We start from the raw sequence: 24,995 nt of genomic DNA, 5'->3' as shown, positions 1-24,995 counted from the left end.
AGGGTCAGACGCCAAACACCACCCCATCACCGATCTTCGCCAAGCCCGGTGATGGGGTATCAATAACAGATCAGAGATATAGAAGGGTCAGGACGAAAGTGAGACGGGCGGCCCGCGGAAAGGTGAGGCGGCGTCACCGCAGATCCCCCGCCGGGACTGACGCTCCACCGGGAGCCATGCTCAAGTGCACAGAGCGGCGCACCCACCCAAAGGCTTGCGGATCGCGGTCCCGGAGCGCGCCGCGACCGTCCATCGGAGCGCTTCGGCGATGCGTTTCCCACCGCCGCTCCGACACCACGTTGCGCCTCTTAAAGCCCCGTTAAACAAATGGATGACACCCTATCGGCGCACGATACGGGTGGTCCGCCCCCGATCCGCGACCCGATCCGCTCTTCAGAGACCCGGCGCGGCGCAGGTTGGGATGCCCGACGACCAGTCGGAGGTCCAATCAGAGCCTCCGCATCCTGACTGCGCAGGGTGCGGATGTCCGGCGACCAATCGCAGTCTCGATCCCCCTGCTCAGCCCGCTATCGGCGGACGTTGCGGATGTTCTGCGTCCCTTTCACGCGGATCGTGTTGATCCCGTTCAACTCGTTATCGGTCAACCAGACCGCCGCTGTCACGCTGCGCGACAAGGGGCTGCCGGCGCGCCCGCGCTGCTGCAAACGCCGCATCTCATAGGTCAGGGTCGTTTCCGTCGTCTCGTCGTCCACCCGGACAAGGCGCACGTCAAACGGCCCCTGCAAGGCCGATATGCCCGTCGCCGTGACAATTGCGCCACCGGGGCGCCGCTCCACGCGCAACTCGGAGATTTCCTCGATCATCGTGCCCGCGTAAGCCTCCGGGCGACTGGCCTGGAAAAACCCCGCCCGGCGCTGGGGAATCAACGGGTTCACATCGGGATCCTGCGCCACCGGCTCCGACCGGCTGTTCCCGAACCAGTTGAACGGGTTCATACGCGAGTCGCGCACGGAAGCGCATCCCGCGACAAGACTTCCGACAACGACCAGAGTGACAACGGATTTGAGCATGACGCGCGCCTTTTTGAGTCCCCAACTGGCTACCGCATCTGCGCCGGTTTGAAAAGCATGCGCGCACCGGTCGGGCAGGGCTGGACCTTTGTCTCCACGCGCCCTAACTCGGAGCGTGAAGCCGCGCGCCGCGCCACCGCCCCGATGCATCCCCTGCAGGGTCCGCGCCAAAGCGAGAGAGCAGGCGGGTCACTCGGCAGGCGGGCAGAGCACGGCACCCCGCGGCGCGCAACAATTGGAGGGTCCGATGGCACAAGCGGCATTCGAAGACATCGTCGAGGATTTCGAGTTTCTCGAGGAGTGGGAAGACCGCTACCGGATGGTGATCGAGATGGGCAAATCCATGGCACCTCTGCCCGACGCCCTGAAGGTGCCCGCCACCAAGGTCGAAGGCTGTGCCTCGCAGGTCTGGCTGCATACACAGATCGAAGACGGCCGGTTTCACTTCAGCGGCGAAAGCGACGCCATGATCGTGCGCGGCCTCATCGCCGTCCTGCACAAGCTTTATGACGGCCTGACACCCGCAGAGGTCGGCGCGGTCGACGCGCGCGCCGAAATGGGGCGTCTCGGGCTCAACGAACATCTCTCCGCACAACGCTCGAACGGCTTGCGCGCCATGATCGAACGGATCCGCAGCGACGCCAAGGCCGCCGCCTGAGCATCCGGCGCCATTCAGGCGCGGCCGGCCCTCGGCGCACATGACCGCCATCGGTCAGAACAGCCGGGAGCGGCGCTCCATCCCTCATGGCCGTGCAACCCGTCCCCATATCCCTGTCGCGCGGCCCCGCTGCCGCCCGCGCCGCCCGATGAGCGCGGTCCGACACGCCGCCGGCCAGCGGCACCGCTAGACGCAACAGGCAGCATCGCCCTCCCCAAGGCGGTTGCAGGGTTTCTTCTGTCTCGAAATACTCCGGGGGAGTCGCGGCTTGCCCGCGACGGGGGCTGGCCCCCATTGCCCGCGGATCAGATGTTGCCAGACCCGGTAAACCGCGCCGCATCCGCCGCCGCGCGCCGGATCGCGTTCGATTTGTGCACGGTCTCCTGGTATTCCGCTTCCGGATCGCTGTCATAGACCACGCCGCCGCCGGCCTGGATATAGAGCTTTTCGTCCTTCACGATCGCCGTGCGCAGCGCGATACACATATCCATGTCGCCGCCCGCACTGAAATAGCCGACGCCGCCACCATAGACGCCGCGCTTTTCCGGCTCCAGCTCGTCGATGATCTCCATCGCCCGCACTTTCGGGGCACCCGAGACCGTGCCCGCCGGCAAGCCTGCCAGCAGCGCGGACAAGGCGTCATGATCCTCGCTGAGCTCTCCCACGACGTTGGACACGATATGCATCACGTGGCTGTAGCGCTCGATGATGAACTCCTCGGTCGGGCGCACCGTGCCGATCCGTGACACCCGGCCGGTGTCGTTGCGGCCCAGGTCGAGCAGCATCAGGTGCTCGGCAAGCTCTTTCTGATCGGCCAGAAGATCCGCCTCAAGCGCGCGATCTTCCTCCGGCGTGGCGCCGCGCGGCCGGGTGCCCGCGATCGGGCGGATCGTCACCTCGCGATCGAACACCCGCACAAGGATTTCCGGGCTCGCGCCGATCACCTGGAACCCGCCGAAGTTGAAATAGAACATGAAGGGCGACGGGTTCGTGCGCCGCAGCGACCGGTAAAGCGCAAAAGGCGGCTGTGGGAAATCCTGCGTCCAGCGCTGCGAGGGCACCACCTGGAAGATATCACCCGCGCGGATATACTCTTTGGCGGTTTCCACCGCTTGCTTGTAGGCCTCATGGGTGAAATTCGACACCGGCGGCGCGGCCTCGCGCGCCTCACCCAGATCGCGGGCCTGCTGGGGCAGGGCGCGTTCGAGATCCCGCACCGCGTCCATCACCCGCTCCGCCGCCTGCGCATAGGCCGCGCGCGCCGAGAGGCCCGGCTGGACCCATGCCGGCGAGACCACCGTCACCTCGCCCTTCACCCCGTCCAGCACCGCCACCACGGAGGGACGCAGCAGCATCGCATCGGGCAGGCCGAGCGGATCGGGATTGATGTCGGGAAGGTGCTCCACCAGCCGGATCATGTCATAGCCGAGATAGCCGAAAAGCCCCGCCGCCGCCTGCGGCAGCCCATCGGGCAAAGCGATCCGGCTCTCCGCGATCAACGCGCGCAGCGCAGTGAGCGGATCGCCGTCCTGCGCCTCCCAGGCATCCGGATCAAACCGCGCCATGCGGTTCAACCGGCTCTCGGTGCCATGGCATTGCCAGATCAGGTCCGGTTTCATGCCGATGATGGAATAGCGCCCACGCACCTCGCCACCGGTCACCGATTCGAGCATGAACGCGTCTTTTGCCGCCCCGGTGAGCTTCAGCATGAGCGAGACCGGCGTGTCGAGATCCGCCGCCAGCCGCGCATAGACGACCTGGTTCTCGCCGGCGTCGAAGCCGGTCTCGAAAGCCTCGAAACGCGGTGTCAGGAGCGACATCGACCTCTCCTTACTGGAAGTTCACATGCACGGCGTTGATCGCCGCCTGGTCGATCTCCACGCCTGCGCGGGTCTGGATATCCGTGGCCAACGCCCGGAACAGATCCTGCGCCACCGAGGCCGAGGCCCGGTCCCGCAGGGATTGCGCCAGCATTTCGGCCTCTTCGCCATCGAGATCGGCCGGGGTAATCGCATCGAGACGGACAATCAGCGCCGTGCCGTCGCCGGGCAGAACGGTGGTCTCGCCCTCGCTCAGCGCGAACACCGCGTCGAGCACACCCGGCGGCAGATCCGAGGCAAAGGCGGTCCGGGTCAGGCCGGTTTCGGTCAGCGGCGTGAGCCCCGTCTCCTCGAAACCCTCGCCCGCATCGAGCCGCGCTGCAAGCGCCTCTGCATCGGCCACCAACGCGGCGACGCGCTGTTCCAGCTCCCACCCGGCGCGCACATCGGCGCGGGCCTCGTCAAAGGGCAGGGGCGCCGGTTCGCGGATCTCTTCGAGCCGAAGCGCAAAGACCCCGCCATCACCAAGCTCTGCAACCTGCGGAAAATCCTCCGCCGTGACCTGAGCCGCCGCGGCGCGGAACGCGTCATAGCCCGCAATCCCGTCGCTGCTCTGACGGGTCCATTCGATGGTCCCGAGGCGCAGATCGCTCTCGCGCGCGAGATCCTCCAGCGTGGCACCCGCGGCCATCTCATCGTCGAACCCCTGCGCCTGCGCCGCGATGACCCGCCGCGCACGATCGAGCGCCAGCGTGTCGCGGAGCATCGGCTGCGCCTCTTCGAAGCTAACATTCGACGCCGCAAGAATGCCGTTCACCCGGTAGAGGGCCGGCCCCAGATCGGACGGCGCGGGCCCGACCACATCACCAACCTCGGCGGCAAAGACTGCATCCGCCGCTGCCCCGAGATCTTCACGAGCAACATCGCCCATATCGGTATCGGCAAGGGCCAGGCCGCGGGACTCGACCTCCGCTTCAAAACTGCTCTCGCCCGCAACGATGGCGTCACGCGCCGCCGCCGCACTGGCCTCGTCGGAATAGACCAGACGCTCCACCAAGCGCCGCTCGGGCTGGTTGAACTCCGCCGCCTGCTCGTCATAGGCGGCGCGCAACGCGTCCTCATCCACCTCGACGCTGTCGACGATCATGTCGGGTGTGAGGGAGACATAGGTGAGAACCTTGGTCTCGGGCACCATGAACCGGTCGAGATTGGCCTCGTACCAGGCGGTCAGCGTCTCATCGGTCGGCTCCTCAAGGCCGGTATCGACCAGCGGCTGGGCCAGTTCCGCCCAGGTGAAGGCGCGCCGTTCGTTGGCATAGGCGATCAGGGTGTTCACATAGGTGTCGGGCAGGCGGGTGCCGGCCAGAACCGCGCCCTGCAACAGCGTTGCCGCGGATTCGGCGCGCAGCTGCTCTTCGAATTCCCGTTCGCTCAGCCCGGCATTCTGCAGCGCAAAGCGGTAGGCTTCGCGGTTGAAGCTGCCATCGGAGCCACGGAATGCGGAGATGTTCTGAAGATCGTTGGCAAGGGTTTCGTCGCCGACCGAAATGCCCAATGCGCCAGCCTCGTGATCAAGCGCCGCTGTCACCACAAGCTGGCTCAGGACCCGGTCGGGCAGACCCATGGCCTGCGCCTGCGGGAACGAGATCGCCTGACCGGTCTGCGCCTGCAAGGCGTTGATTTCATTTTGCAACGTGCGCGCGTAATCGGTGGTGGAGATTTCGCTGTCACCCACGGAGCCCACGCTGCGCACCGTGCCGGAGAAGCTGGTCGCGCCAAACCCCGCCAACCCCACGATCAACAGGGCCAGCAAGATCCAGACAAAGGTCTTGGAAATGGAGTTTGTCGCCTTGGCCATCGGTATCCTCCCGCTCGGTTCGGCCCTTGTTAGACGCGCGCGGCAGGCCCCGCAAGGGGCCGCTCGAGACTGGCCAGCCGCGCAAAGAGCGCCGCGATCCCGGCGCGGTCCACATTGGCAAAGGCAATGCGCAATTGCCGGGCGCCGGCGGGGTCGTCCGGCGGGCAGAACATCGTGCCGGGCAGGCACAGGACGCCGATCTCCCGCACCATGTCCGGGGCGAGATCTGCGGCGCTTTCGGCAAAGGGGTGCTCGAGATAGGCAAAATAGGCCCCGAGCCCCAAGAGCCGCCAGCCGCGCGCTTCCAGATCGGGCATCGCCGCCTCGATCGCCGCGCGGCGGTCGAGGATTTCGGCGCGCTCTCCGGCCACCCATTGGTCGAGATTCTCGAGCCCCCAGAGTGCAGCTCGCTGACCAAGCTGCGGCGGACAGATGGCGACGGTGTCGAGGAATTTCTCGATCTCTGCCAAAAGCCCGCGATCGGCGATCACCGCCCCGACCCGGTGGCCGGTCAGCCGGTAGGCTTTGGAAAAGCTGTAGAGCTGGATCAGCGTCTCGTCCCAGCCCGCGTGATCGCGCAGCAATCCGTGCGGCGGGGTCGGGCGGCTGTCGAAGTCGCGGTAGGTCTCGTCGACGATCAGACGCAGACCGGTTTCGCGCGCCAGCGCCATGAACGCGTCAAGCGTGGCAGCGGGGTACTCGACCCCGCCGGGATTGTTCGGGGTGACCAGCGTGATCGCGCGGGTGCGCGGGGTGATCAGGGCGCGCGCGGCCTCGGCATCGGGGATCAGGTCGCCGCCCGTCGGCAGCGGGATCGCGCTGACCCCGGCCATGTCGAGCCACATCTTGTGATTGAAATACCAGGGCGTCGGGAGGATCACCTCATCGCCTTCGGTACACAGGGCCGAGATCGTGGCGGAAAATGCCTGGTTACACCCGGAGGTGATCGCCACCTGATCGGGTGACACAGGGCCGTGATAATGCCGCGCCCAATGCCGTGCGAGCGCATCGCGCAGGGCCGGCAGGCCCAGCACGGGCCCGTAGAGATGTGTTTCCGGCAGGTCCAGCGCGTCGGCCATGGCCGCCCGGAGCGGGGCCGGCGGCGGGTCGACCGGAGCGGCCTGGCTGACATTGATCAGCGGCCGGTCGTCGCGGAACGGGACCCCCTCCAGCCAGCGCCGCGCCTCCATGACAGGCGGCGCGAAGGTGTTTTCCGTGCGTGTGGTCATGGGGCATGTCTCCGGTCTGGGTCCTGGGTCGTCACGGGTCGGTCTTGCGTCGGGCGCATCGTCGCGGGGGGCCAGCCCCCCGCACCCCCCGGGATATTTGAGGCCCAAAGAAGCCGGGCGCTGGATAGGCGGTCAGGGGCAGGCGTGGGGGTCAGTCATCGGACCCGTGATAGGGTTTGACATATTGCAGCGCCATGTCCCACGGGAAGAAGATCCACGTGTCCTGGCTGACCTCGGTCACGAAGGTGTCGACCTGGGGACGGCCCTGCGGCTTGGCGTAGACCGTGGCGATACGGGCCTTGGGCATGTGTTTGCGCACCACTTCGAGGGTGCGTCCGGTATCCACCAGATCGTCCACCACGAGGATTCCCGCGCCGTCGCCGACCACGTCCATATCGGGCGACTTGATCACCACGGGCTCGGACTGGGTCTGGTGGTTGTAGCTCTTGACGGAGATCGTATCGACGGTGCGGATATCGAGTTCGCGGGCCACGATCATCGCCGGCGCCATGCCGCCGCGGGTGATGGCCACAACCGCGCGCCAGGTTTCGCCCTCGGGCAGCTCCCCTTGCAGCCGCCACGCCAGTGCGCGGGCATCGCGGTGCAGCTGGTCCCAGCTGACATGAAAGCCTTTTTCATGGGGGAGACGGTCGGTCATGGGGCGAACTCCTTCAGGACAGGGCGATCTTGACGCCGAACAGGGCGATCAGCGTTCCGAACACGCGATCAAGCGTGGCCTTGATCCGGCCATAGACGGATCGGGCACGCGGGTGGGAAAAGACACGGGCAACCAACAGATACCACAGGGTTTCATTGGCAAAGACGATCAGCAACACCGCGCCGCGGTCGAGAAGCGACGCGTCCTGCGGCAGCAACCCGGCGAAGACCGCGCCGAAGAACACGGCGGTTTTGGGATTGCTGGCAAAGGTGGCAAAGCCCAGCCGCATCGCGGCCAGGGGCGTCTTCGGCCTGTCGGAACCGGCAGCCGGAAGGGGCGCGGTCGCATGGCGCCACATCATCGCGGCGATGTAGAGCAGGAACGCCGCGCCGATGATCTTGATGGCCAGAAAGAGCGCGGGCACCAGTTCGAAGAGCAGCGTCAACCCGGCCATCGCGGCACTGGCCCACAGCACCGCCCCGAGCCCGAAGCCGAGCGCAAGGGCGGCGGCGCTGCCGAACCCGTCGGTCACCGCAAGGCGCACACAGACCACGAAGCTGGGCCCGGGGCTCATGGCCGCGACCAGATGCACCAGCGCGACCGAGACAAAAGCCGCAAGCGTCATCGGCCCGCCAGCAGCCGCAGACCCAATGCCCCGAGGATCACCGCGGCCGCCCGGTCGATGCCGGGCTTCAGGCGCAGGTATCCGGACCGCGCCGCAGGCGTCGCAAGCGCCGCGGCAAAGACGGCATAGACAGTGAGTTCCACCAGCAAATGATTGAGCACGATTGCCAGCGTTTCGATCGCGCTCAACCCGGGAGGAAAGATCACGACAAGCACCGAGGCGGCAAAGAGCACCGATTTGGGGTTGGACAGGTTCACGAGCAAACCGCCGACAAAAGCGCGCCGCCCCGGTTGGGCGCTGTCGGCCACCGGCTGCGCCGCATCCCGCCAGAGTTGCACCGCCACCCAGATCAGGTAAAGCGCGCCGCCCACCCGCACCAGGACGAAGGCCCAGGGAAACAGCGCAAAGACCACATCGAGCCCAAGCAGCGCCGCCGCCGTCCAGCCCGCCGCAGCGCAGGCGAGACCGGCCCCGGTCGCAAGACCCGCGCGAAACCCGCCGGAGATGCTCTGACGCAGCGCAAAAAGCAGCGCGGGGCCGGGGGCCGCCATGGCCGCCAGCAGCGTCAGGTTGAACGCCAGGATATGGGTCCACTCCATCGCCGGTCAGTCCTTGGACATGTCCGGCGCATCCACCGCCTTCATGCCGACCACGTGGTAGCCCGCATCCACGTGATGCGTCTCACCGGTCACGCCGGAGCCGAGATCGCTGAGCAGATACAGCGCCGATTTGCCCACATCCTCGGTGGTCACGTTGCGGCGCAGCGGGGAGTTGTATTCGTTCCACTTCATGATGTAGCGGAAATCGCCGATGCCGGAGGCGGCCAGCGTCTTGATCGGCCCGGCGGAGATCGCGTTGACGCGGATGCCGTCCTTGCCAAGATCTTCCGCCAGATAGCGTACCGAGCTTTCCAGCGCCGCCTTGGCCACGCCCATCACGTTGTAGTGCGGCATGATCCGCTCGGCACCGTAATAGGTCAGGGTCAGCGCGGAGCCGCCTTGCGTCATCATCTTTTCCGCGCGTTGCATGACGGCGGTGAAGCTGTAGACGGAGATGTCCATCGTCATGGTGAAATTGGCGCGGCTGGTGTCGACATAGCGTCCACGCAGTTCTGACTTGTCGGAAAATCCGATCGCATGCACGACGAAATCGAGCCGGTCCCACCGCTCCTGCAATTGCGCAAACAGCGCATCGATCGACCCTTCATCGCCCACGTCACAGGGCAGCACGATGTCGGACCCGAGCTGCGCGGCCAACGGCTTGACGCGCTTGAGCAACGCGTCGCCCTGATAGGAAAACGCCAGCTCCGCGCCCGCATCGGCGCAGGCCTTCGCGATGCCCCATGCGATGGACTTGTCATTGGCAAGCCCCATGATCAGACCACGCTTGCCAGCCATCAATTCGTTTGACATCGGTGCCACTCCGCCCATTCTTCGATGCAGCGTGCTTAGGGTATCGCCCTTGCTTCATCAAGACATTAGGAACCCGAGGCACCGGTGATCGGGCAACGCGGCAAGATGAGGAAACAGGACCATGAGTGATCGCGACGGAATTTTTGAAGGCGACGATCCGTTTGCACTGGCGCAACGCTGGCTCAGCGAGGCCGAGGCCAGCGAAGTCAACGACCCCAATGCCATCGCCCTCTCGACGGTCGATTCGAACAGGTTGCCGAACGTGCGCATGGTGCTGCTCAAGGAAATCGAGCCTGATGCCTTCGTGTTCTACACCAATTACGAAAGCCGCAAGGCGCAGGAGATCGACCAAGCCGGCAAGGCCGCGTTTGTCCTGCACTGGAAATCGCTGCACCGGCAGATCCGCGTGCGCGGGCTGGTGGAAAAGGAAGACGGCCCCAAGGCAGACGCCTACTATGCTTCGCGCTCGCTCAAGAGCCGTCTCGGGGCCTGGGCCTCGGCGCAATCGCGGCCGCTCTCCTCGCGCGCGGCGCTGATGGCGGAGGTCGCAAAGGTCACCGCAAGCAAGGGCACGAACCCCGCCCGGCCGCCATTCTGGGGCGGCTATCGCATCTGGCCTCTCGAGATCGAGTTTTGGGCGGATGGCGCCTTTAGGTTGCATGACCGCTTCCGGTGGGAACGACCCACGGTTGACGCGCCTTGGACGATCTCCCGCTTGAATCCCTAAAATTCAGCATGTAGGCGCAGGGAAATGGCAGAATCGCGCTCGAATCCCGCGTTGGCACAAAAAAACCTTACCCGTTTGACGGGAAAAGGGCATTGTGGTTGTGCAAACCCGCGCCGGGGCGGGAGAGCGTTGGTAACCGGAAGTAATGGTGTGACGAGAGACACGACACAGCCCGTCCGCGTCGATGGGACGCTGAAATGGTTTGACCAGGTCAAGGGCTTCGGCTTCGTGGTCGCCGATGAAGGCGGACCGGACATCCTGCTGCACGCCAATGTCCTGCGCAATTTCGGCCAGAGCTCCATCGCCGACGGCGCGCGCGTGACAATCCATGTGCAGCAGACCGAGCGCGGCAGCCAGGCGACCGAAGTTCTCAAGATCGATCCGCCGCGCGATCAGGCCGGCACGGGCCTGTCGGATTTCGAAGAGATCGACCCCGCGGAAATCGCCGCCGCCCCGGTCGAGCCTGCCCGCGTCAAATGGTTCGACAAATCCAAGGGATTCGGCTTTGCAAATGTTTTTGGCAAGTCGGAAGATGTCTTCATCCATATCGAAGTGCTGCGCCGTTCCGGCTTGTCGGATCTGCAACCGGGCGAGGCGCTCGCGATCCGCGCCATCGATGGCAAGCGCGGGCGTATGGCCATGGAGGTAAGTGCATGGGAATCCGTGATCGAAAAACCGTCCTGACCGGCATCAGTGCCGCAATGGGAGCGGCGCTGCTTGGGCTCTTTGTTGTCACCAGTTTTTCAGCACCGCGCCCGGTGGCGGCATCCATCTCCTGTAGCGACAGCACGATCTGGTTGCGCGGGGCATTTGGCACGGCGCGCTTTTCGGTCGATGTGGCCGACGATCCAGAGGCGCGCGCGCAAGGGCTGATGTTTGTCGAGAGCATGCCGGCGTCCAAGGGGATGCTCTTTGTCTACCCCAGCCCGCGCAGCGTCGCGTTCTGGATGAAGAATACGCTGATCCCGCTCGACATTCTGTATGCCGATGCCGCCGGTGTGGTGCGTCACATCCATCCCGAGGCGATTCCGGGCGATGAGACCCCGCTTCCCGGTCAGCATGACGGCATCCAGTATGTGCTGGAGATCAACGGCGGTCTGGCCGAAGACATGGGGATCGGTGTCGGGGCGGAAATGCATCACCCGGCCATCTCAGACGCTGCCTGGCCCTGCGACTGATCGGGCAGGGGGCCACCCGGCCTCATCCGCTGCGACCCGGCTGCGGCAAACAACTTCGTCCAAAGGCCGGATTTGCTCTTTTCAAGCGCGGCGTGCGGCGCTAAACGGCTCCGTGTCGGGGCGTGGCGCAGTCTGGTAGCGCACCTGTTTTGGGTACAGGGGGTCGTAGGTTCGAATCCTGCCGCCCCGACCACTTTCAAGAAAATGCGATGCGGCGTGCCGGGCCGATTCAAGGGGCGGAATGCTTCCGGGTCAGGCGCCCGGCCTCGTTGCCCTGTCGTCAGAACCCGCACCAAGGCAACCGCGCCGGTGCGTGCCGGCGTGCCGGAGCGGCCCGCGCCGTGGTGCCCGGCGCCCACCATTGGGCCAGCCCGATGTCCGCGCTCCATCGCCCTTAACGCCGCTCGGAACCGGCTCTCCGCCAAAGGGCGGGAGATGCCATAGAACCGGTCTGCTTATTCCCGTGTTCGCCGTCATCACTGCTACGCAATGCACCGGCGGCGTGTCGCGCGCAGGCGGGGCGATTCTCTGTCTCACGCCACCGCTAATCGGTATGACGTGGAGATCTGGCCACAAGATGTGGTGTGTGTTTACGAATCCTAACAAAGGGTGAATCTTCACAGCAAAGATCAACACCTGTGGATAACCCTGTCGATAACCGTCAAAAATCCCGATCTTCGGCGTGAATTTCCTGCGGAGGAATCCGGGTATGAATCACCTCGCCAAACCGCGCTTGTCGCTCTGTCCCGCGTCAACACAAAATATGTAAAAAATGCCGTTGACCGAACCGCCTCTGCGCTTCAGTTTGTGGCTTGTCGAAAGGGACACCACTAAATGTAGTGGCGGTTCGGCAAAGCGAGAAGAGACACCGCCTGCATCGCGTTCGGGCGGACCATGGATATCGCCGCAGGGTCACCTTGCGGCGCCACGGAAGTCGTGTCTCCGCGCCGCAGACCGCCGCATGCAGGCAAAGCAACGCTTGGAAAAGGGCGACGGGGATGAAGATCGAAAGAAAATACACCACCGCAGGGCAGGATGCTTACGAAGGTGTTGAGTTTCTCACCACCACTTCGGAGATCCGCAATCCGGATGGCACCACCGTCTTCAAGCTGGACGCGCTCGAAGTGCCGGCCAAGTGGAGCCAGGTCGCCTCGGACGTGATCGCCCAGAAGTATTTCCGCAAGGCGGGCGTGCCGACCGCGCTCAAGAAGGTTGCCGAAAAGGGCGTGCCGGAATTCCTCTGGCGCTCCGTGCCGGCCAAGAAGGACACACCGCGCACCGGCGAGACCTCCGCCAAGCAGGTCTTCGACCGTCTCGCCGGCGCCTGGGCATACTGGGGCTGGAAGGGTGGCTACTTCACCACCGAAGAAGACGCGCGCGCCTATTATGACGAAATGCGCCACATGCTGGCCACCCAGACCGCCGCGCCGAACTCGCCGCAATGGTTCAACACCGGTCTGCACTGGGCCTACGGCATCGACGGTCCGGGGCAGGGCCACTACTATGTCGATTACAAATCCGGCAAGCTGACCCGCTCGACCTCCGCCTATGAACACCCCCAGCCGCATGCCTGCTTCATCCAGTCCGTCTCCGACGATCTGGTGCAGGATGGTGGCATAATGGATCTCTGGGTCCGCGAGGCGCGCCTGTTCAAATACGGCTCCGGCACCGGCACCAACTTCTCCTCCCTGCGCGCGGCCAACGAGCCGCTGTCGGGCGGCGGCAAGTCCTCCGGCCTGATGGGCTTCCTCAAGATCGGCGACCGCGCCGCCGGTGCGATCAAGTCCGGCGGCACCACGCGCCGCGCCGCCAAGATGGTCATCTGTGACGTCGATCACCCCGACATCGAGGAGTTCATCAACTGGAAGGTAATCGAGGAGCAGAAGGTTGCGTCCATCGTGGCCGGATCCAAGATGCACGAGAAGATGCTGAACGCGATCTTCGAAGCCATCCGCAGCTTTGACGGCTCCGAAGAGGGCGCGGTCGACCCCAAGGCCAACCCGGCCCTGAAATCGGCGATCCGCGATGCCAAGCGCGTGATGATCCCCGAGACCTATGTGAAGCGGGTGCTCGACTACGCCAAGCAGGGCTACGCCTCGATCGAATTCCCGACCTATGACACCGATTGGGACAGCGAAGCCTACGCCTCGGTGTCGGGCCAGAACTCCAACAACTCGATCCGGGTCACGGATGCCTTCCTGAAGGCGGTCCGCGAAGACAAGGACTGGGAGCTGATCCGCCGCACCGACGGCTCGGTGGCCAAGACCGTCAAGGCGCGCGACCTGTGGGAAAATGTCGGCCACGCCGCCTGGGCCTGCGCCGATCCGGGCATCCAGTTCCACGATACCGTGAACGCGTGGCACACCTGCCCCGAAGACGGTCAGATCCGCGGCTCGAACCCGTGCTCGGAATACATGTTCCTCGATGATACGGCCTGTAACCTGGCCTCGATGAACCTGCTGACCTTCCTCAAGGACGGCAAGTTCGACGCAGAGACCTATGTGCATGCCACGCGGCTCTGGACCCTGACGCTGGAAATCTCCGTCACCATGGCGCAGTTCCCGTCCAAGGAAATCGCGCAGCTTTCCTATGACTTCCGCACCCTCGGCCTTGGCTATGCCAATATCGGCGGTCTGCTGATGAACATGGGCTATGGCTATGACAGCACCGAGGGCCGCGCGCTGTGCGGCGCGCTGACCGCGATCATGACCGGCACCTCTTATGCCACCTCCGCCGAGATCGCCTCCGAGCTGGGCGCGTTCTCCGGCTACGAGCGCAATGCCGACCATATGCTGCGGGTCATCCGCAACCACCGCAACGCCGCCTATGGCGCCAGCGAGGGATATGAGGACCTGGCCGTCAAGCCGGTGCCGCTCGACCACGCCGGATGCCCGGATGCGGAGCTGGTGGAACTGGCGATGAAGTCCTGGGACGATGCGCTGCGCCTTGGTGAGAAGCACGGCTACCGCAACGCCCAGACATCCGTGATCGCGCCCACCGGCACGATCGGCCTCGTGATGGATTGCGACACCACCGGCATCGAGCCCGACTTTGCGCTGGTGAAGTTCAAGAAGCTCGCGGGCGGCGGTTACTTCAAGATCATCAACCGCTCCGTGCCGGCCGCGCTGGAGAAGCTGGGCTACGGTTCGGCCCAGATCGAGGAGATCGTCTCCTACGCGGTGGGTCATGGCACTCTTGGCAACGCGCCCGGCATCAACCACACGGCCCTGATCGGCCACGGCTTCGGCCCGGCGCAGATCGAGAAGGTCGAGGCCGCTCTGGCCACCGCCTTCGACATCCGCTTTGTCTTCAACCAGTGGACGCTGGGCGAAGAATTCTGCCGCGATGTGCTTGGCATCCCTGCGGCCAAGCTGGCCGATCCGACCTTTGACCTGCTCAAGCATCTGGGCTTCTCTAAGGCCGATATCGACGCCGCAAACGACCATGTCTGCGGGACGATGACGCTGGAAGGCGCGCCTTTCCTCAAGGAAGAGCATTACAGCGTCTTCGATTGCGCCAACCCCTGCGGCAAGAAAGGCAAGCGGTTCCTCAGCGTCGAGAGCCACATCCACATGATGGCCGCCGCGCAGAGCTTCATCTCGGGCGCGATCTCCAAGACGATCAACATGCCCAACGATGCCACCATCGAGGATTGCCTGAAAGCCTATGAGCTGAGCTGGTCGCTCGGCACCAAGGCCAATGCGCTCTACCGCGACGGCTCCAAGCTGAGCCAGCCGCTGGCCGCCGCGCTGGTGGAGGACGACGACGAGGCGCTGGAGACTCTCGAGAGCGGCTCACCGCATGACAAGGCCACCGTTCTGGCCGAAAAGATCGTCGAGAAAATCGTGGTCAAGGAGGTCGAGCGCGCGCAGGCCCGCGCCAAGATGCCCGAGCGCCGCAAGGGTTACACCCAAAAAGCGATCGTTGGCGGGCACAAGGTCTATCTGCGCACCGGCGAATACGAGGATGGCAATCTCGGTGAGATCTTCATCGACATGCACAAGGAAGGGGCCGGCTTCCGCGCGATGATGAACAATTTCGCCATCGCCGTGTCGGTTGGCCTGCAATACGGCGTGCCGCTGGAGGAGTTTGTCGATGCCTTCACCTTCACCAAGTTCGAGCCCGCGGGCATGGTGCAGGGCAATGACAGCATCAAGAACGCCACCTCGATCCTCGACTATATCTTCCGCGAGCTGGCGGTGTCCTATCTCGACCGCACCGACCTTGCCCATGTGAAACCCGAAGGCGCAAGCTTCGACGATCTCGGGCGCGGCGAGGAAGAGGGCGTGAGCAACGTCAAGGAGCTCTCCGAGAGCGCAGCAAGCAAATCGCTCGAAGTGCTCAAGCAGATCAGCTCGACCGGCTATTTGCGCAAGCGTCTGCCGCAGGAACTGGTGGTGCTGCAGGGGGGCGGCATGCAGGCGACGGGAACCGATCCGGCGGCGTCACTGAGCACGCTGGTGCCGGAAACGGGCGGCGGTCTGAGCATGACCGCGACCACGTCCACGGTGGCGGTCTCCAGCGGGACCCTGTCGATGGATGAGCGCACCAAGGCGCGCATGCAAGGCTATGAGGGCGATCCCTGCGGCGAGTGCGGGAACTACACGCTGGTGCGCAACGGCACCTGCATGAAGTGCAACACCTGCGGCGGCACGTCCGGCTGTAGCTGATCCGGATCGGACAGGCGCCAAGCGGCGCCTGTCCACAGGGTTTGGTTCCGGGGGCGGTGAGCCGCCCCCTGACGAGGACAAGGCCGCAGGCAGAAAACAAACGGGCGGTATAATCACGAGCCTTGTCAGCGAACCTCTACAAGGGCCCCTTCGGGGCCCTTTTTTTTGGAATCGAGGCAGGGACCGTGGCCAAGCGTTTGGCGACCGGTTGGCGCACTGGGGCACCGGCTGGGGGCGCTGCCCCCAGACCCCCGGGATATTTCCAGCCCAAAGAAGACCTGGCGTGGGGGCGGGCCGGGTGCGTGTTGGCGTTCGGGGCGGCGTTCAGGGCGGTGCGTGGGTCGGCCTTTGGGGCGGAGGTGATCCGCGCGGGCGTGGTGGCCGGTTTCCGCCCGTTTGACCGGCCGGGCACGGCAAAGCTCTGCCGGACGGCGTCTTGGTGGTTTGGGTGAGCGGAGCTTGTCCCATGTCGGGGCCCGATTCCGGCGAGACGGCGCCCGTTTTGCGAGATATTGGACAAGTCTGTTCCCGCATAGGCAGCGTTGCGGCACGGTCTGACGGTGTCTTGAACAACCACTCACGGAGGACAGACAATGACTGCTTGGACAACCACGTTCTACGCGCTGATCGGCCTTGTGGCCGCACCGGCCATTGCCATGGCACAGACAGCGCTGGATGGCGATGGGGACGGCATGGTGACGCTTGAGGAGCTGCAGGCGGTGCATCCGGATGTGACATCCGATGCCTTCATGCAGGCCGATACCGATGGTGACGCCATGCTCAGCGCCGAAGAGTTGGCAGCGGCGCAGGATGCGGGGGTGATCCCCGGCGCCTGATGCCAAGGCGCCCCGCCAGCCTGGCAGTGGGCGGGGCGCCCGTATCGATCCGCATGGGCCACAAGGGGACTGGCCGGGTCCGGACGCGGCAGGCGGGATCAGGAGCGCGCGATATAGCGGTCGCGCCGGTGGTTGATCGTGATGATGGCATTCAGGATTACCGCGCCAAGGAGCGACCACGCCACCACGCGCCAGTCAAACAGTGCAAGCGCCGCAGCGAAGACGCACAGGTCAAAGGCCAGCTGCGTGTTGCCGGCCTTGATGCCGCGCCGATCCTGAAGCCAGAGCGCCACGATCCCCACACCGCCCAGCGTCGCGCCGTGACGGAAGAGCGACAGCAAACCCACGCCCGCACAGACCCCGAAGAGCGCAGCCCCGACCGCCGGGTGCAGCGGCTCCACCGTCAACACCAGCGGCAAGGCATCGGCCATGCTGGACATCACCGTCACCGCCGCAAAGCTCTTGAGCGTGAAGGTCCAGCCCATCTGGCGGATCGCCAGCAGGTAGAAGGGCAGGTTGAGCACGAAGAAAAGCGCGCCGAAAGACCATCCGGACGGGTAGCTGATGATCAGGGCAAGACCGGCGATCTGGCCGGTAAACAGGTCTGCGGCGCGCAGGAACTGGATTGAGACGGCAACCAGTGTCGCGCCAATCAGGATGCCTTGAATGTCTTCGCTGGCGCTGTGACGGTCGGCGGGAGGGGTATCGAGCAACAACATACGTCAGCAATTATGACCTTTATGCGCGATGTCAACCGGGAATGCGCGCGCGGGCGTCGCGGCGCGCCACCGCTGCACAGGGATTGAGCACATGGCACCAAGACCAGACTTTTGCCGCAGCGCCCGAGCAGTGACGGGGCGGTGACGGGGCGCACCAAAGGACCGGCCCGGCGGAAAGGCTCCGACACCTATTCGTCCCGCTCAGGCCGGGCCATCCAGGGCCAGTTCGGCCTGTTTCATCTGCATCATCAGAAGCACGCTGAGCGCGGAGAACAGGAGAATCGCCAAGGCCAGCGGCAACGGTGTGCCATCGAACATCAACCCGACCGGCGCGGCAAAAAACACCGCGATCACGGTGGCAAAGGAGCCGATGATCGAGGCCGCCATGCCCGCGATATGGCCCATGGGCTCCATCGCGATGGCGTTGAGATTGCCGATCGTCATCCCGGCCTGAAAGAACACCGTGAACTGCCAGAACAGGAAGAGCGCGAACAGCGCGGGCCCGCCAATGCCGCCCACCAGAACCACCGCCATGGCACCGCTGAAACACAGCTGGGCGATCAACATGCCGGTCACCATCCGGCGCATGCCGAAGCGCACCACCAAAGCCGCGTTGAGCAGGCTTGAGGAGGCTGCGCAAACGGCGATGACGCCAAACCAGAAGGGGAAGCTCTCCGCCTTTCCGAAGGTCTCCGAAAAGATCTGCTGAACAGAGGAGATCATTGCAAAAAGCGTCCCGAATCCAAGGCCTTGCACCGCGATGCTCAGGCGAACGACGGGGTGTCTGAGCATCTCGGCAATGGCGGCACGCAACGCTGCCGCGTTTAACGGCCGGCGGTCCTCGGGCGCGAGGGTTTCCGGCAATCTGCGCGCCAGCCACAGGCTCGACAGCAGCGAAAACACCAGAAAGACCCAGAAAATCGCATGCCAATCCGCGACGGTCAGCACAAGCGCCCCCATGGCCGGCGCCAAGGCTGGCACCGTGGTGAAAACGATCATGATGAAGGACAGGATGCGCGCCATGCCGCGCCCCTCGTAACGGTCGCGCACGATGGCAATGGCGACGACACGCGGGCCTGCCGCGCCCAGCCCTTGCAGCACCCGCGCGGCCAGCAGTGCTTCGAGCGACCAGGACAGCACCGCAAGCACGGTGCCGATGACGTAGATCGCGGATCCGGCCAGAACGACAGGCTTGCGCCCGTAGCGGTCCGAAAGCGGGCCCGTGAACAGCGTCCCGACCCCCATGCCAAGCACAAAGCTTGTCACCACCAGCTGCGCGCGGTTGATGTCCTCGGGCGTGAGATCGGCGGCGATCTCGGGCAAGGCAGGCAACATCCCGTCAATGCTGAGCGCGACCGTGGCCACCAACATCGCGATCATGGCGATGAATTCTGTGCGACCGGGAAAGGGCATAAGGGAATCCTGTGTGTTCAATCCCAAAGCGTTACCACCGGACATTGTGCCGGAACAGTGGGGTTTTCCTGTGCGTGTGCGTGCGGCGTAGGGCGCTTGGGGTCCGGGATCACGGCCGGGCAGGCATGGCGGCGCGAAAGCCCCCAGGTGTCGCGCGGCGGCAGACAGGCCGTGGCCCGCCGGGGCCACCCGGCCTTGTGCCGCAGGCAGCCCTGCGGAGGATCCGGTGGAGAGGGCGGGAGCCGCTCCGAGCCACGCAGGCTCTCGTCAGAGCACCTCGGCGCCTGCGCTCAGCTCCGCGATGACCTTGGCCCAGAGATCGGGCGGCTGTGCGCCGGGCACCGCGTGTTTGCCCGCCACCACGAAGGTTGGCACCGCCGTGACCCCCATGCCGCGCGCCGCGGCGTCGCGTTCGACGATCTCGCGCCGATCCTGATCGGAGGCAAACAGACGCTGCACCACCGCCGCATCGAGCCCGGCGCTGTCGGCCAGATCCGCCAGGACTTCCACATCGCCAATATCGCGGCCCTCGACAAAATAGGCCCGGAACAGCGCATCGACCACCTGCGTCTGGCATTGCTCAAGCTCGGCCCAATGGATCAGGCGATGCGCATCAATCGTCTGTGGCGTCCGCTGGATGGCTTCGAGATTGATCTCCAGCCCGGCGGATTCCGCGTGCTGAGACACCGGCAGATAAGCGGACACCGCGCCCTCCTTGCCGCCGAACTTGCGTTCGAGATACTCGCGCCGATCCATGCCTGCGGCGGGCATATCCGGGTTCAGCATGAAAGGCAGCCAGCGGATGCGAAAGGGGTTTTCCCCGTGCGCCTTCAAGGCCTTGTCGAGGTGAGCCTTCCCGATATAGCACCACGGGCAAATCGGGTCGGAGAAGATATCAAGCTGGATCATACGGTGTCCTTTCTGTCGCGTCTTTAACAGCATGATGCCGGGATGGCGAGCGTTGGCGACCCGACATCCGCGTGATCGGGCAACGCGCCGCAGTCTCGCGCCTCAACCTCGCGCCGCATGACACCAAAGCGGCACGCCGAGCGCCCCGCGGCGCGCCCGTCCGCACCGATGGCGGGGCGCATGGGCATGGGTGACCACAGACTGATGCGCAAAGCAGAGCGCGCGCCGCCCGCCCGGCCCGAAGCGCACGCCATCCGCGCCGGGCAAACGCCCCCCGACGCCCGCGCGCGGCCTCAGCCGGCGTAAAGCGCGCGCAACCCCTTGCGCAGGAGCTTGCCATTGGGATTGCGCGGCAGCGCCTCGACCCGCACCCAGGCGCGCGGGCATTTGTATCGCGCCAGCCGGTCGGCGGCCTGCGCAGCAAGCGCCGTCTCGTCCTGCGAAGCCTCCGACACGTAAAACGCCACAATGACCGAGACGTCATCCTTGATGCCGATCTCCGCCACGGCGACCTCGTCGACCCCCTCCAGCGTGGACAGCGCCGCTTCGACCTCCAGCGGCGACACCCGGTAGCCGCCCGCATTCATCATGTCGTCACCGCGCCCGTCATAGGCGATCTGGCCATCCGGGCGCATCACCGCCCGGTCTCCGGTCACGAACCAGTCCCCGGCAAAGCGCGCCGCGGTTTCCTCCGGCGCCTTGTGATATCCCAGCATCAGGCCCGGATCGCTGCGATGCACCGCGATGACCCCGGCCGCGCCGCGCGGCACAGGGTGGCCATTCTCGTCCAGAAGCGCGACGCGACGTCCGTCCTGCGGCCAGCCGAGGCAGCCGGGCGCGGCCTGACGTCCTGGCGGGGCGGAGATGAAGGTCGAGCATTCCGACAGCCCGTAAGCTTCGCAGATCACTCCGCCGCCGGTTGCTTCGGCCCAGCGGCCCCGGATCTGTTCGGACAGCTTCTCCCCGGCGGCAAGGCTGTGGCGCAGCTTGGGCAAGGCGAACAACGGATATTTCAGGATCTGCCGGAACACGCCCGGCGCTGCGGCAAAGATCGTTGCCTCGAACCGTTTGATCAACAGGCCAAGCTGCGCAGGATCGGTGCCCGCCGCCGGGATCAGCGCCGTCGCTCCGATTGTCCACGGATCCATCAGCCCGGTCCCGAGCGTGTAGGTCCAGTTGAAGGCGCCCGCATGCAGCACGCGGTCTTCCGCGCGCAGATCGTACCAGCCGTCCAACATCATCCGGCGCGCCCAGATCGCGCGATGCGCATGGGCGACCGGGCGCGGCCGTCCCGAGGTTCCGGAGGTGTAGACGATATAGCCCAGCCGCTCTGGATCGCCGCGATGCCACGGCGCGGCAGGCAGGTCGTGCCAGGATTCGAACGTGGCCGCGTTGATGACCGGGCAAGGGGCTGGCGGGCAGGCAACGCCGTCGCCACGCAGGATCGCCGCCGGGCCAAGCTCGTCGATCATGACCGCCACTTCGGGCGCCGTCAGCTGGGAGGAGGTTGGCACCGGCACCAGTCCCGCGGCCAGCGCGCCGAGATAGGCGATCGGGAAATCCACCGTGTTGCCGAGCCGCATCAGCACGATGTCGCCCGGTGTCAGCCCCGCTTCGATCAATCCCGTGGCGGTGCCGCGCACCGCCTGTGTCAGCCGCGCATAAGACCAGCGCTGCGCGCCGGTGGGCCGGACAACCGCCAGGGCGATCTTGTCCGGGGTCGCCTGTCCGGCGGCAAGCACGTGTTCGGCCATGTTGAACGGGGCCGGTGGGGGCGGGTAGCCCCCGTTGTCGTGGAGGGAGTCTGGGATCGAGGCTGTCATGCGCCCGTGTTTGGCCGCAGCGCGCGCGTCTTGCAAGGGGCGCCATCACCCCCTAAGACCGCGATCATGGCCAAAGATCCCAAATCCCTGATCCGTATCGCGCGGGAAAACGGCGACGCCGCCACCGAGGCGGAACCGCTCGATCTGGGCGGGCGCGTGCGCGACCTGCGCAAGGCCCGTGACCTCACGCTGGAACAGGCCGCGCGGCAAGCCGGTCTGGCACGCTCAACCCTGTCCAAGATCGAGAACGGACAGATGTCGCCCACCTACGAGGCGCTCAAGAAACTGGCCACCGGGCTGGAAATCTCCATTCCGCAGCTCTTTACGCCGCCGCAGGCGGAAAAGGTCAACGGGCGTCTGGCGGTCACGCGCGCAGAGAGCGGTCAGCATCACGCGACCACCACCTACGAGCATGACCTTCTGGCCGAGACTTTGACCAAGAAGAAGATGCTGCCCTATCGCGCACGGGTCCGCGCCCGCTCGCTGGAGGAGTTCGATGGCTGGGTGCGCCATGACGGGGAAGAGTTCCTCTACGTGCTGACAGGGATCGTGCGGCTTTACACGGAGTTTTACGAGCCCATCGAGATGCGGCGCGGCGACAGCGCCTATTACGATGCGACGATGGGCCATAACGTCGTGTCCGTGTCCGACGACGACGCGACCATCCTCTGGGTGACGTCGCTCGCCTGAGCGCGGCGGTGCTGGCGTTTCGGGAAGCGGGAGGCTGCGGCGGCTGCCGCTCCGGCACGGGAGCGCGCGTGCCGCGCGTCCCGCCAGTGCGTCTGATCGTGCCTTTGCGATTGTGACCGGCTGTCGCAGGGCTCGGGGACTCACCAAAGCGAAGTCTCGTCTTCGCGTCCCCGGCGCGCCGTCAACTGCCCCTGATGCCCTGACAGGCTGCGTGCCGTGCCGCAAGCACAATGGCCGTATCCCGCGTCGGGCGGGTTTCCCCGCCCAGGCGGGTCCCTCGGCAATTCTGCTTGCGGCCCGTCCCACTGCCCGTCCGGTCGGGGGCAGGCGACGGGCGGCTCCGAAGCGAAGACGGATCAGCGTTCGGGCAGCAACCCGCGCGGCGAGAAGCGCAAGACAACCAGCAGGATCACGCCCATGGTCAGAAGCTTGAGATGCTGCGCGCTGTTGGTGAGGTGGGCGGCGAGCGCGCTGTCTTCGGCCATGCCGGAGGTCACAGCCCCGACCAGCCATTGCGCCATCGGATCGACCTGCACCCAGAGGAACCAGATCACGAAGCCGCCCAGCACGGCGCCAAGATTGTTGCCCGACCCGCCGACGATCACCATCACCCAAACGAGGAAGGTGAAGCGCAGCGGCTGGTAGCTCGACGGTGTCAACTGGCCGTCCAGCGTCGTCATCATCGCCCCGGCGATGCCACAGATCGCGGAGCCAAGGATGAACACCTGCAGATGCCGCGCCTTGACGTCCTTGCCCATGGCCCGCGCCGAGGTCTCGTTGTCGCGGATCGCGCGCATCATGCGCCCCCAGGGCGAGTTCAGCGCCAATTGCGCGAGGATCAGGAGCACGATCAGCACCGAAGCAAAGAGCAACGAGTAGCCGAGCTTCACGGTGATCGTCGACGCCGTCGTCACATCCGTGCCCCAGCCCGCCGCGCGCTCGATGAACCCGGGGTCCTGCTGCAAGGTCACCTCGTAGGGCACCGGGCGGGGCAGGCCGGTCACGTTCTTGACGCCGCGCGTCAGCCAGTCCTCGTTTTTGAGCACGGCAATCACGATCTCCGCGATCCCCAGCGTGGCAATCGCAAGGTAATCCGAGCGCAGGCCGAGCGCCGTCTTGCCGATGATCCACGCTGCCCCCGCCGCCAGCAACCCGCCCGCGGGCCAGGCCAGCAGCACAAACAGATCCGCCAACGGCAGACCGTCCTCGGTGCGCGGCGAGCCGCCGAAATTCAGCCCGCCGAGATAGCCGGTGGACGCCGGGTTGATCGATTCAATCGCCTCAACGCCCGCGTCATAGACCGCCCGGAACACCACGAACCCGACCACCAGAAGCCCAAAGGTCATCCAGCCGCGCCAGCGTTTCGGCCCGCGGTTCCAGACCATCACAGCGCCCACGATCACCGCCGCGCCCACCGACAGGCCGCCCAGCACCCGCGCGCCGCCCGCGGCCCATGTCTCGCCCACCGGCGGCATGCCCATCAGCACGACGGCTAGTCCGCCCAGCGCCACGAAGCCCATCACGCCCACGTTGAAGAGCCCCGCGATCCCCCATTGCAGGTTCACGCCCAGCGCCATCACCGCCGAGATCAGCCCCATGTTGAGAATGATCAGCGCAGAGTTCCACGACTGCACCAGACCCGTTCCGACGATCAGCACCAAAACCAGCGCAAACATTGCCGCCGTGCGCGCAGGGCTTGCCCCCGCCGTATCGACCCGGTTCCCGCTCATACCGATTTCCCTTTTGTCAGACCCGTCGGCTTGAACAGCAGCACGATCACGAGGATCACGAAGCTGACGGCAAATTTGTAATCGGTGGACATCAGCTGCACGAGCCCATCCGGCTCAAGGCTCTCGGGCAGCGCATGGCCCAGCACCTTCTTCCACGCATAGGTGATCCCGACCTCGGAGAACGCGATCACGAACCCGCCGAGGATCGCACCCAGCGGGTTGCCCAGCCCGCCCACGATGGCGGCGGCAAAGATCGGCAGCAGCAGCTGGAAATAGGTAAATGGCTTGTAGGATTTGTCCAGCCCGTAGAGCACCCCCGCAATGGTCACGAGCGCCGCCACAATGAGCCATGTGACCCGCTCGACCCGCTCCGGGTTGATGCCCGACAAAAGCGCCAGATCCTCGTTGTCGGAATAGGCCCGCATGGATTTGCCGGTGCGGGTCCGGTTCAGAAACCAGAACAGCACCGCCACGACAATCACCGCCGTCACAACCGTGATGCCCTGCGTGGTGCGGATCGCCAGCCCTTCCTCCAACCCCGTCAGGTTGCGGAACTCCCGTGCGGAGATGATGAACCGCTCGCCATCGGCAAAACGCTGGTCGTCGGGGCCAAGGATCACCCGGGTCAGCCCGTTATAGATGAACATCACCCCGATGGAGACGATGACAAGGATCACCGGTTTGGCCTTCTGCGCGCGATAAAACCGGTAGACCGCCCGGTCCGTCCCGAGCACCAGCGCCGCCGTGGCCGCTATCCCGAAGGGAATGGCCAGCAACGCGGTCGGCAACGGCCCCAACGAGATCCCCCAGGACTGGAACAGCCATGTCACAAGGATCACCACCATGGTCCCGAATGCCATCGTGTCGCCATGGGCAAAGTTCGAAAACCGCAGGATGCCATAGATCAGCGTGACCCCGAGCGCGCCAAGCGCCAGCTGACTGCCATAGGCAATCGCCGGGACCAGCACAAAATTCGCCAGCGCCACAAAGGCGTTCAACAGATCCATTC

21 protein-coding genes and 1 tRNA gene are annotated in these 24,995 nt (G+C 65.3%); 8 read left to right on the top strand and 14 right to left on the bottom strand.

The window, feature by feature from the left end; translation table 11 throughout:
- Positions 1–527: 527 nt before the first annotated feature.
- Positions 528–1,031: a hypothetical protein gene (locus J1C49_RS08780; protein WP_227445442.1), complete on the bottom strand. Its 504-nt coding sequence runs from the start codon at positions 1,029–1,031 to the stop codon at positions 528–530.
- Positions 1,032–1,278: 247 nt separating this feature from the next.
- Here J1C49_RS08780 and J1C49_RS08775 point away from each other — a divergent pair, with 247 nt between their 5' ends.
- Complete coding sequence (locus tag J1C49_RS08775; protein WP_227445441.1) at positions 1,279–1,689, top strand: SufE family protein; 411 nt, start codon at positions 1,279–1,281, stop codon at positions 1,687–1,689.
- A 305-nt stretch (positions 1,690–1,994) separates the two neighbouring features.
- Here J1C49_RS08775 and trpE read toward each other — a convergent pair whose 3' ends face one another.
- From trpE to fabI, 7 genes are all read right to left on the bottom strand, one after another.
- Positions 1,995–3,509 (bottom strand): anthranilate synthase component I, encoded by a 1,515-nt coding sequence (gene trpE, locus J1C49_RS08770; protein ID WP_227445440.1) that lies wholly within the window; start codon positions 3,507–3,509, stop codon positions 1,995–1,997.
- A gap of 10 nt (positions 3,510–3,519) precedes the next feature.
- Positions 3,520–5,367 carry a peptidylprolyl isomerase gene (locus tag J1C49_RS08765; protein ID WP_227445439.1) on the bottom strand — a complete coding sequence of 616 codons (1,848 nt, stop codon included), beginning with the start codon at positions 5,365–5,367 and terminating at the stop codon, positions 3,520–3,522.
- A gap of 29 nt (positions 5,368–5,396) precedes the next feature.
- A complete protein-coding gene (locus J1C49_RS08760) occupies positions 5,397–6,596 on the bottom strand; it encodes an aminotransferase (RefSeq protein WP_227445438.1) in 1,200 nt (399 codons plus the stop codon).
- A 151-nt stretch (positions 6,597–6,747) separates the two neighbouring features.
- On the bottom strand, positions 6,748–7,254 hold the full coding sequence (gpt, locus tag J1C49_RS08755) for a xanthine phosphoribosyltransferase (protein WP_227445437.1): 507 nt from the start codon (positions 7,252–7,254) through the stop codon (positions 6,748–6,750).
- A 13-nt stretch (positions 7,255–7,267) separates the two neighbouring features.
- Positions 7,268–7,879 carry a LysE family translocator gene (locus J1C49_RS08750; protein ID WP_227445436.1) on the bottom strand — a complete coding sequence of 204 codons (612 nt, stop codon included), beginning with the start codon at positions 7,877–7,879 and terminating at the stop codon, positions 7,268–7,270.
- On the bottom strand, positions 7,876–8,478 hold the full coding sequence (locus J1C49_RS08745) for a LysE family translocator (protein ID WP_227445435.1): 603 nt from the start codon (positions 8,476–8,478) through the stop codon (positions 7,876–7,878). Before J1C49_RS08745 ends, J1C49_RS08750 begins: the two co-directional genes overlap by 4 nt.
- Positions 8,479–8,484: 6 nt before the next feature.
- Positions 8,485–9,291, bottom strand: coding sequence for an enoyl-ACP reductase FabI (fabI, locus tag J1C49_RS08740; RefSeq protein ID WP_227445434.1), 807 nt, complete (start codon positions 9,289–9,291; stop codon positions 8,485–8,487).
- A gap of 121 nt (positions 9,292–9,412) precedes the next feature.
- Between fabI and pdxH the strand changes: the two genes are divergently transcribed.
- The 6 genes from pdxH to J1C49_RS08710 all read left to right on the top strand — a co-directional run bounded on the left by pdxH (position 9,413) and on the right by J1C49_RS08710 (position 16,702).
- A complete protein-coding gene (gene pdxH, locus J1C49_RS08735) occupies positions 9,413–10,018 on the top strand; it encodes a pyridoxamine 5'-phosphate oxidase (protein ID WP_227445433.1) in 606 nt (201 codons plus the stop codon).
- A gap of 150 nt (positions 10,019–10,168) precedes the next feature.
- Complete coding sequence (locus J1C49_RS08730) at positions 10,169–10,702, top strand: cold shock domain-containing protein (RefSeq protein ID WP_227445432.1); 534 nt, start codon at positions 10,169–10,171, stop codon at positions 10,700–10,702.
- Positions 10,672–11,196: a DUF192 domain-containing protein gene (locus J1C49_RS08725; RefSeq protein ID WP_227445431.1), complete on the top strand. Its 525-nt coding sequence runs from the start codon at positions 10,672–10,674 to the stop codon at positions 11,194–11,196. Before J1C49_RS08730 ends, J1C49_RS08725 begins: the two co-directional genes overlap by 31 nt.
- 116 nt (positions 11,197–11,312) lie before the next feature.
- Positions 11,313–11,389: transfer RNA gene (locus J1C49_RS08720), tRNA-Pro, on the top strand.
- Between the two features lie 805 nt (positions 11,390–12,194).
- A complete protein-coding gene (locus J1C49_RS08715; RefSeq protein ID WP_227445430.1) occupies positions 12,195–15,866 on the top strand; it encodes a vitamin B12-dependent ribonucleotide reductase in 3,672 nt (1,223 codons plus the stop codon).
- 593 nt (positions 15,867–16,459) lie between these two features.
- Positions 16,460–16,702, top strand: a complete 243-nt coding sequence (locus J1C49_RS08710; RefSeq protein WP_227445429.1) for a hypothetical protein — start codon at positions 16,460–16,462, stop codon at positions 16,700–16,702.
- A gap of 98 nt (positions 16,703–16,800) precedes the next feature.
- On the opposite strand, the gene J1C49_RS08705 is transcribed toward J1C49_RS08710, so the two are convergent.
- The 4 genes from J1C49_RS08705 to J1C49_RS08690 all read right to left on the bottom strand — a co-directional run bounded on the left by J1C49_RS08705 (position 16,801) and on the right by J1C49_RS08690 (position 21,566).
- Positions 16,801–17,421, bottom strand: a complete 621-nt coding sequence (locus J1C49_RS08705; RefSeq protein WP_227445428.1) for a YitT family protein — start codon at positions 17,419–17,421, stop codon at positions 16,801–16,803.
- 201 nt (positions 17,422–17,622) lie between these two features.
- Complete coding sequence (locus J1C49_RS08700) at positions 17,623–18,834, bottom strand: multidrug effflux MFS transporter (protein WP_227445427.1); 1,212 nt, start codon at positions 18,832–18,834, stop codon at positions 17,623–17,625.
- 267 nt (positions 18,835–19,101) lie between these two features.
- Positions 19,102–19,743, bottom strand: a complete 642-nt coding sequence (locus tag J1C49_RS08695; RefSeq protein ID WP_227445426.1) for a DsbA family oxidoreductase — start codon at positions 19,741–19,743, stop codon at positions 19,102–19,104.
- 293 nt (positions 19,744–20,036) lie between these two features.
- Positions 20,037–21,566, bottom strand: coding sequence for a class I adenylate-forming enzyme family protein (locus tag J1C49_RS08690; RefSeq protein ID WP_227445425.1), 1,530 nt, complete (start codon positions 21,564–21,566; stop codon positions 20,037–20,039).
- Positions 21,567–21,632: 66 nt separating this feature from the next.
- On the opposite strand from J1C49_RS08690, the gene J1C49_RS08685 reads away from it, so the two are divergent.
- A complete protein-coding gene (locus J1C49_RS08685) occupies positions 21,633–22,256 on the top strand; it encodes a helix-turn-helix domain-containing protein (protein WP_255670634.1) in 624 nt (207 codons plus the stop codon).
- Between the two features lie 356 nt (positions 22,257–22,612).
- On the opposite strand, the gene J1C49_RS08680 is transcribed toward J1C49_RS08685, so the two are convergent.
- Positions 22,613–23,986: a branched-chain amino acid ABC transporter permease gene (locus J1C49_RS08680; protein WP_227445424.1), complete on the bottom strand. Its 1,374-nt coding sequence runs from the start codon at positions 23,984–23,986 to the stop codon at positions 22,613–22,615.
- A complete protein-coding gene (locus J1C49_RS08675) occupies positions 23,983–24,993 on the bottom strand; it encodes a branched-chain amino acid ABC transporter permease (RefSeq protein ID WP_227445423.1) in 1,011 nt (336 codons plus the stop codon). Before J1C49_RS08675 ends, J1C49_RS08680 begins: the two co-directional genes overlap by 4 nt.
- Positions 24,994–24,995: the final 2 nt, after the last annotated feature.

Source organism: Cognatishimia sp. F0-27, assembly GCF_020667845.1.
In the GTDB taxonomy this organism is placed as follows: Bacteria; Pseudomonadota; Alphaproteobacteria; order Rhodobacterales; family Rhodobacteraceae; genus JAFMPQ01.
This window is presented reverse-complemented; position numbering and strand designations above follow the sequence as displayed.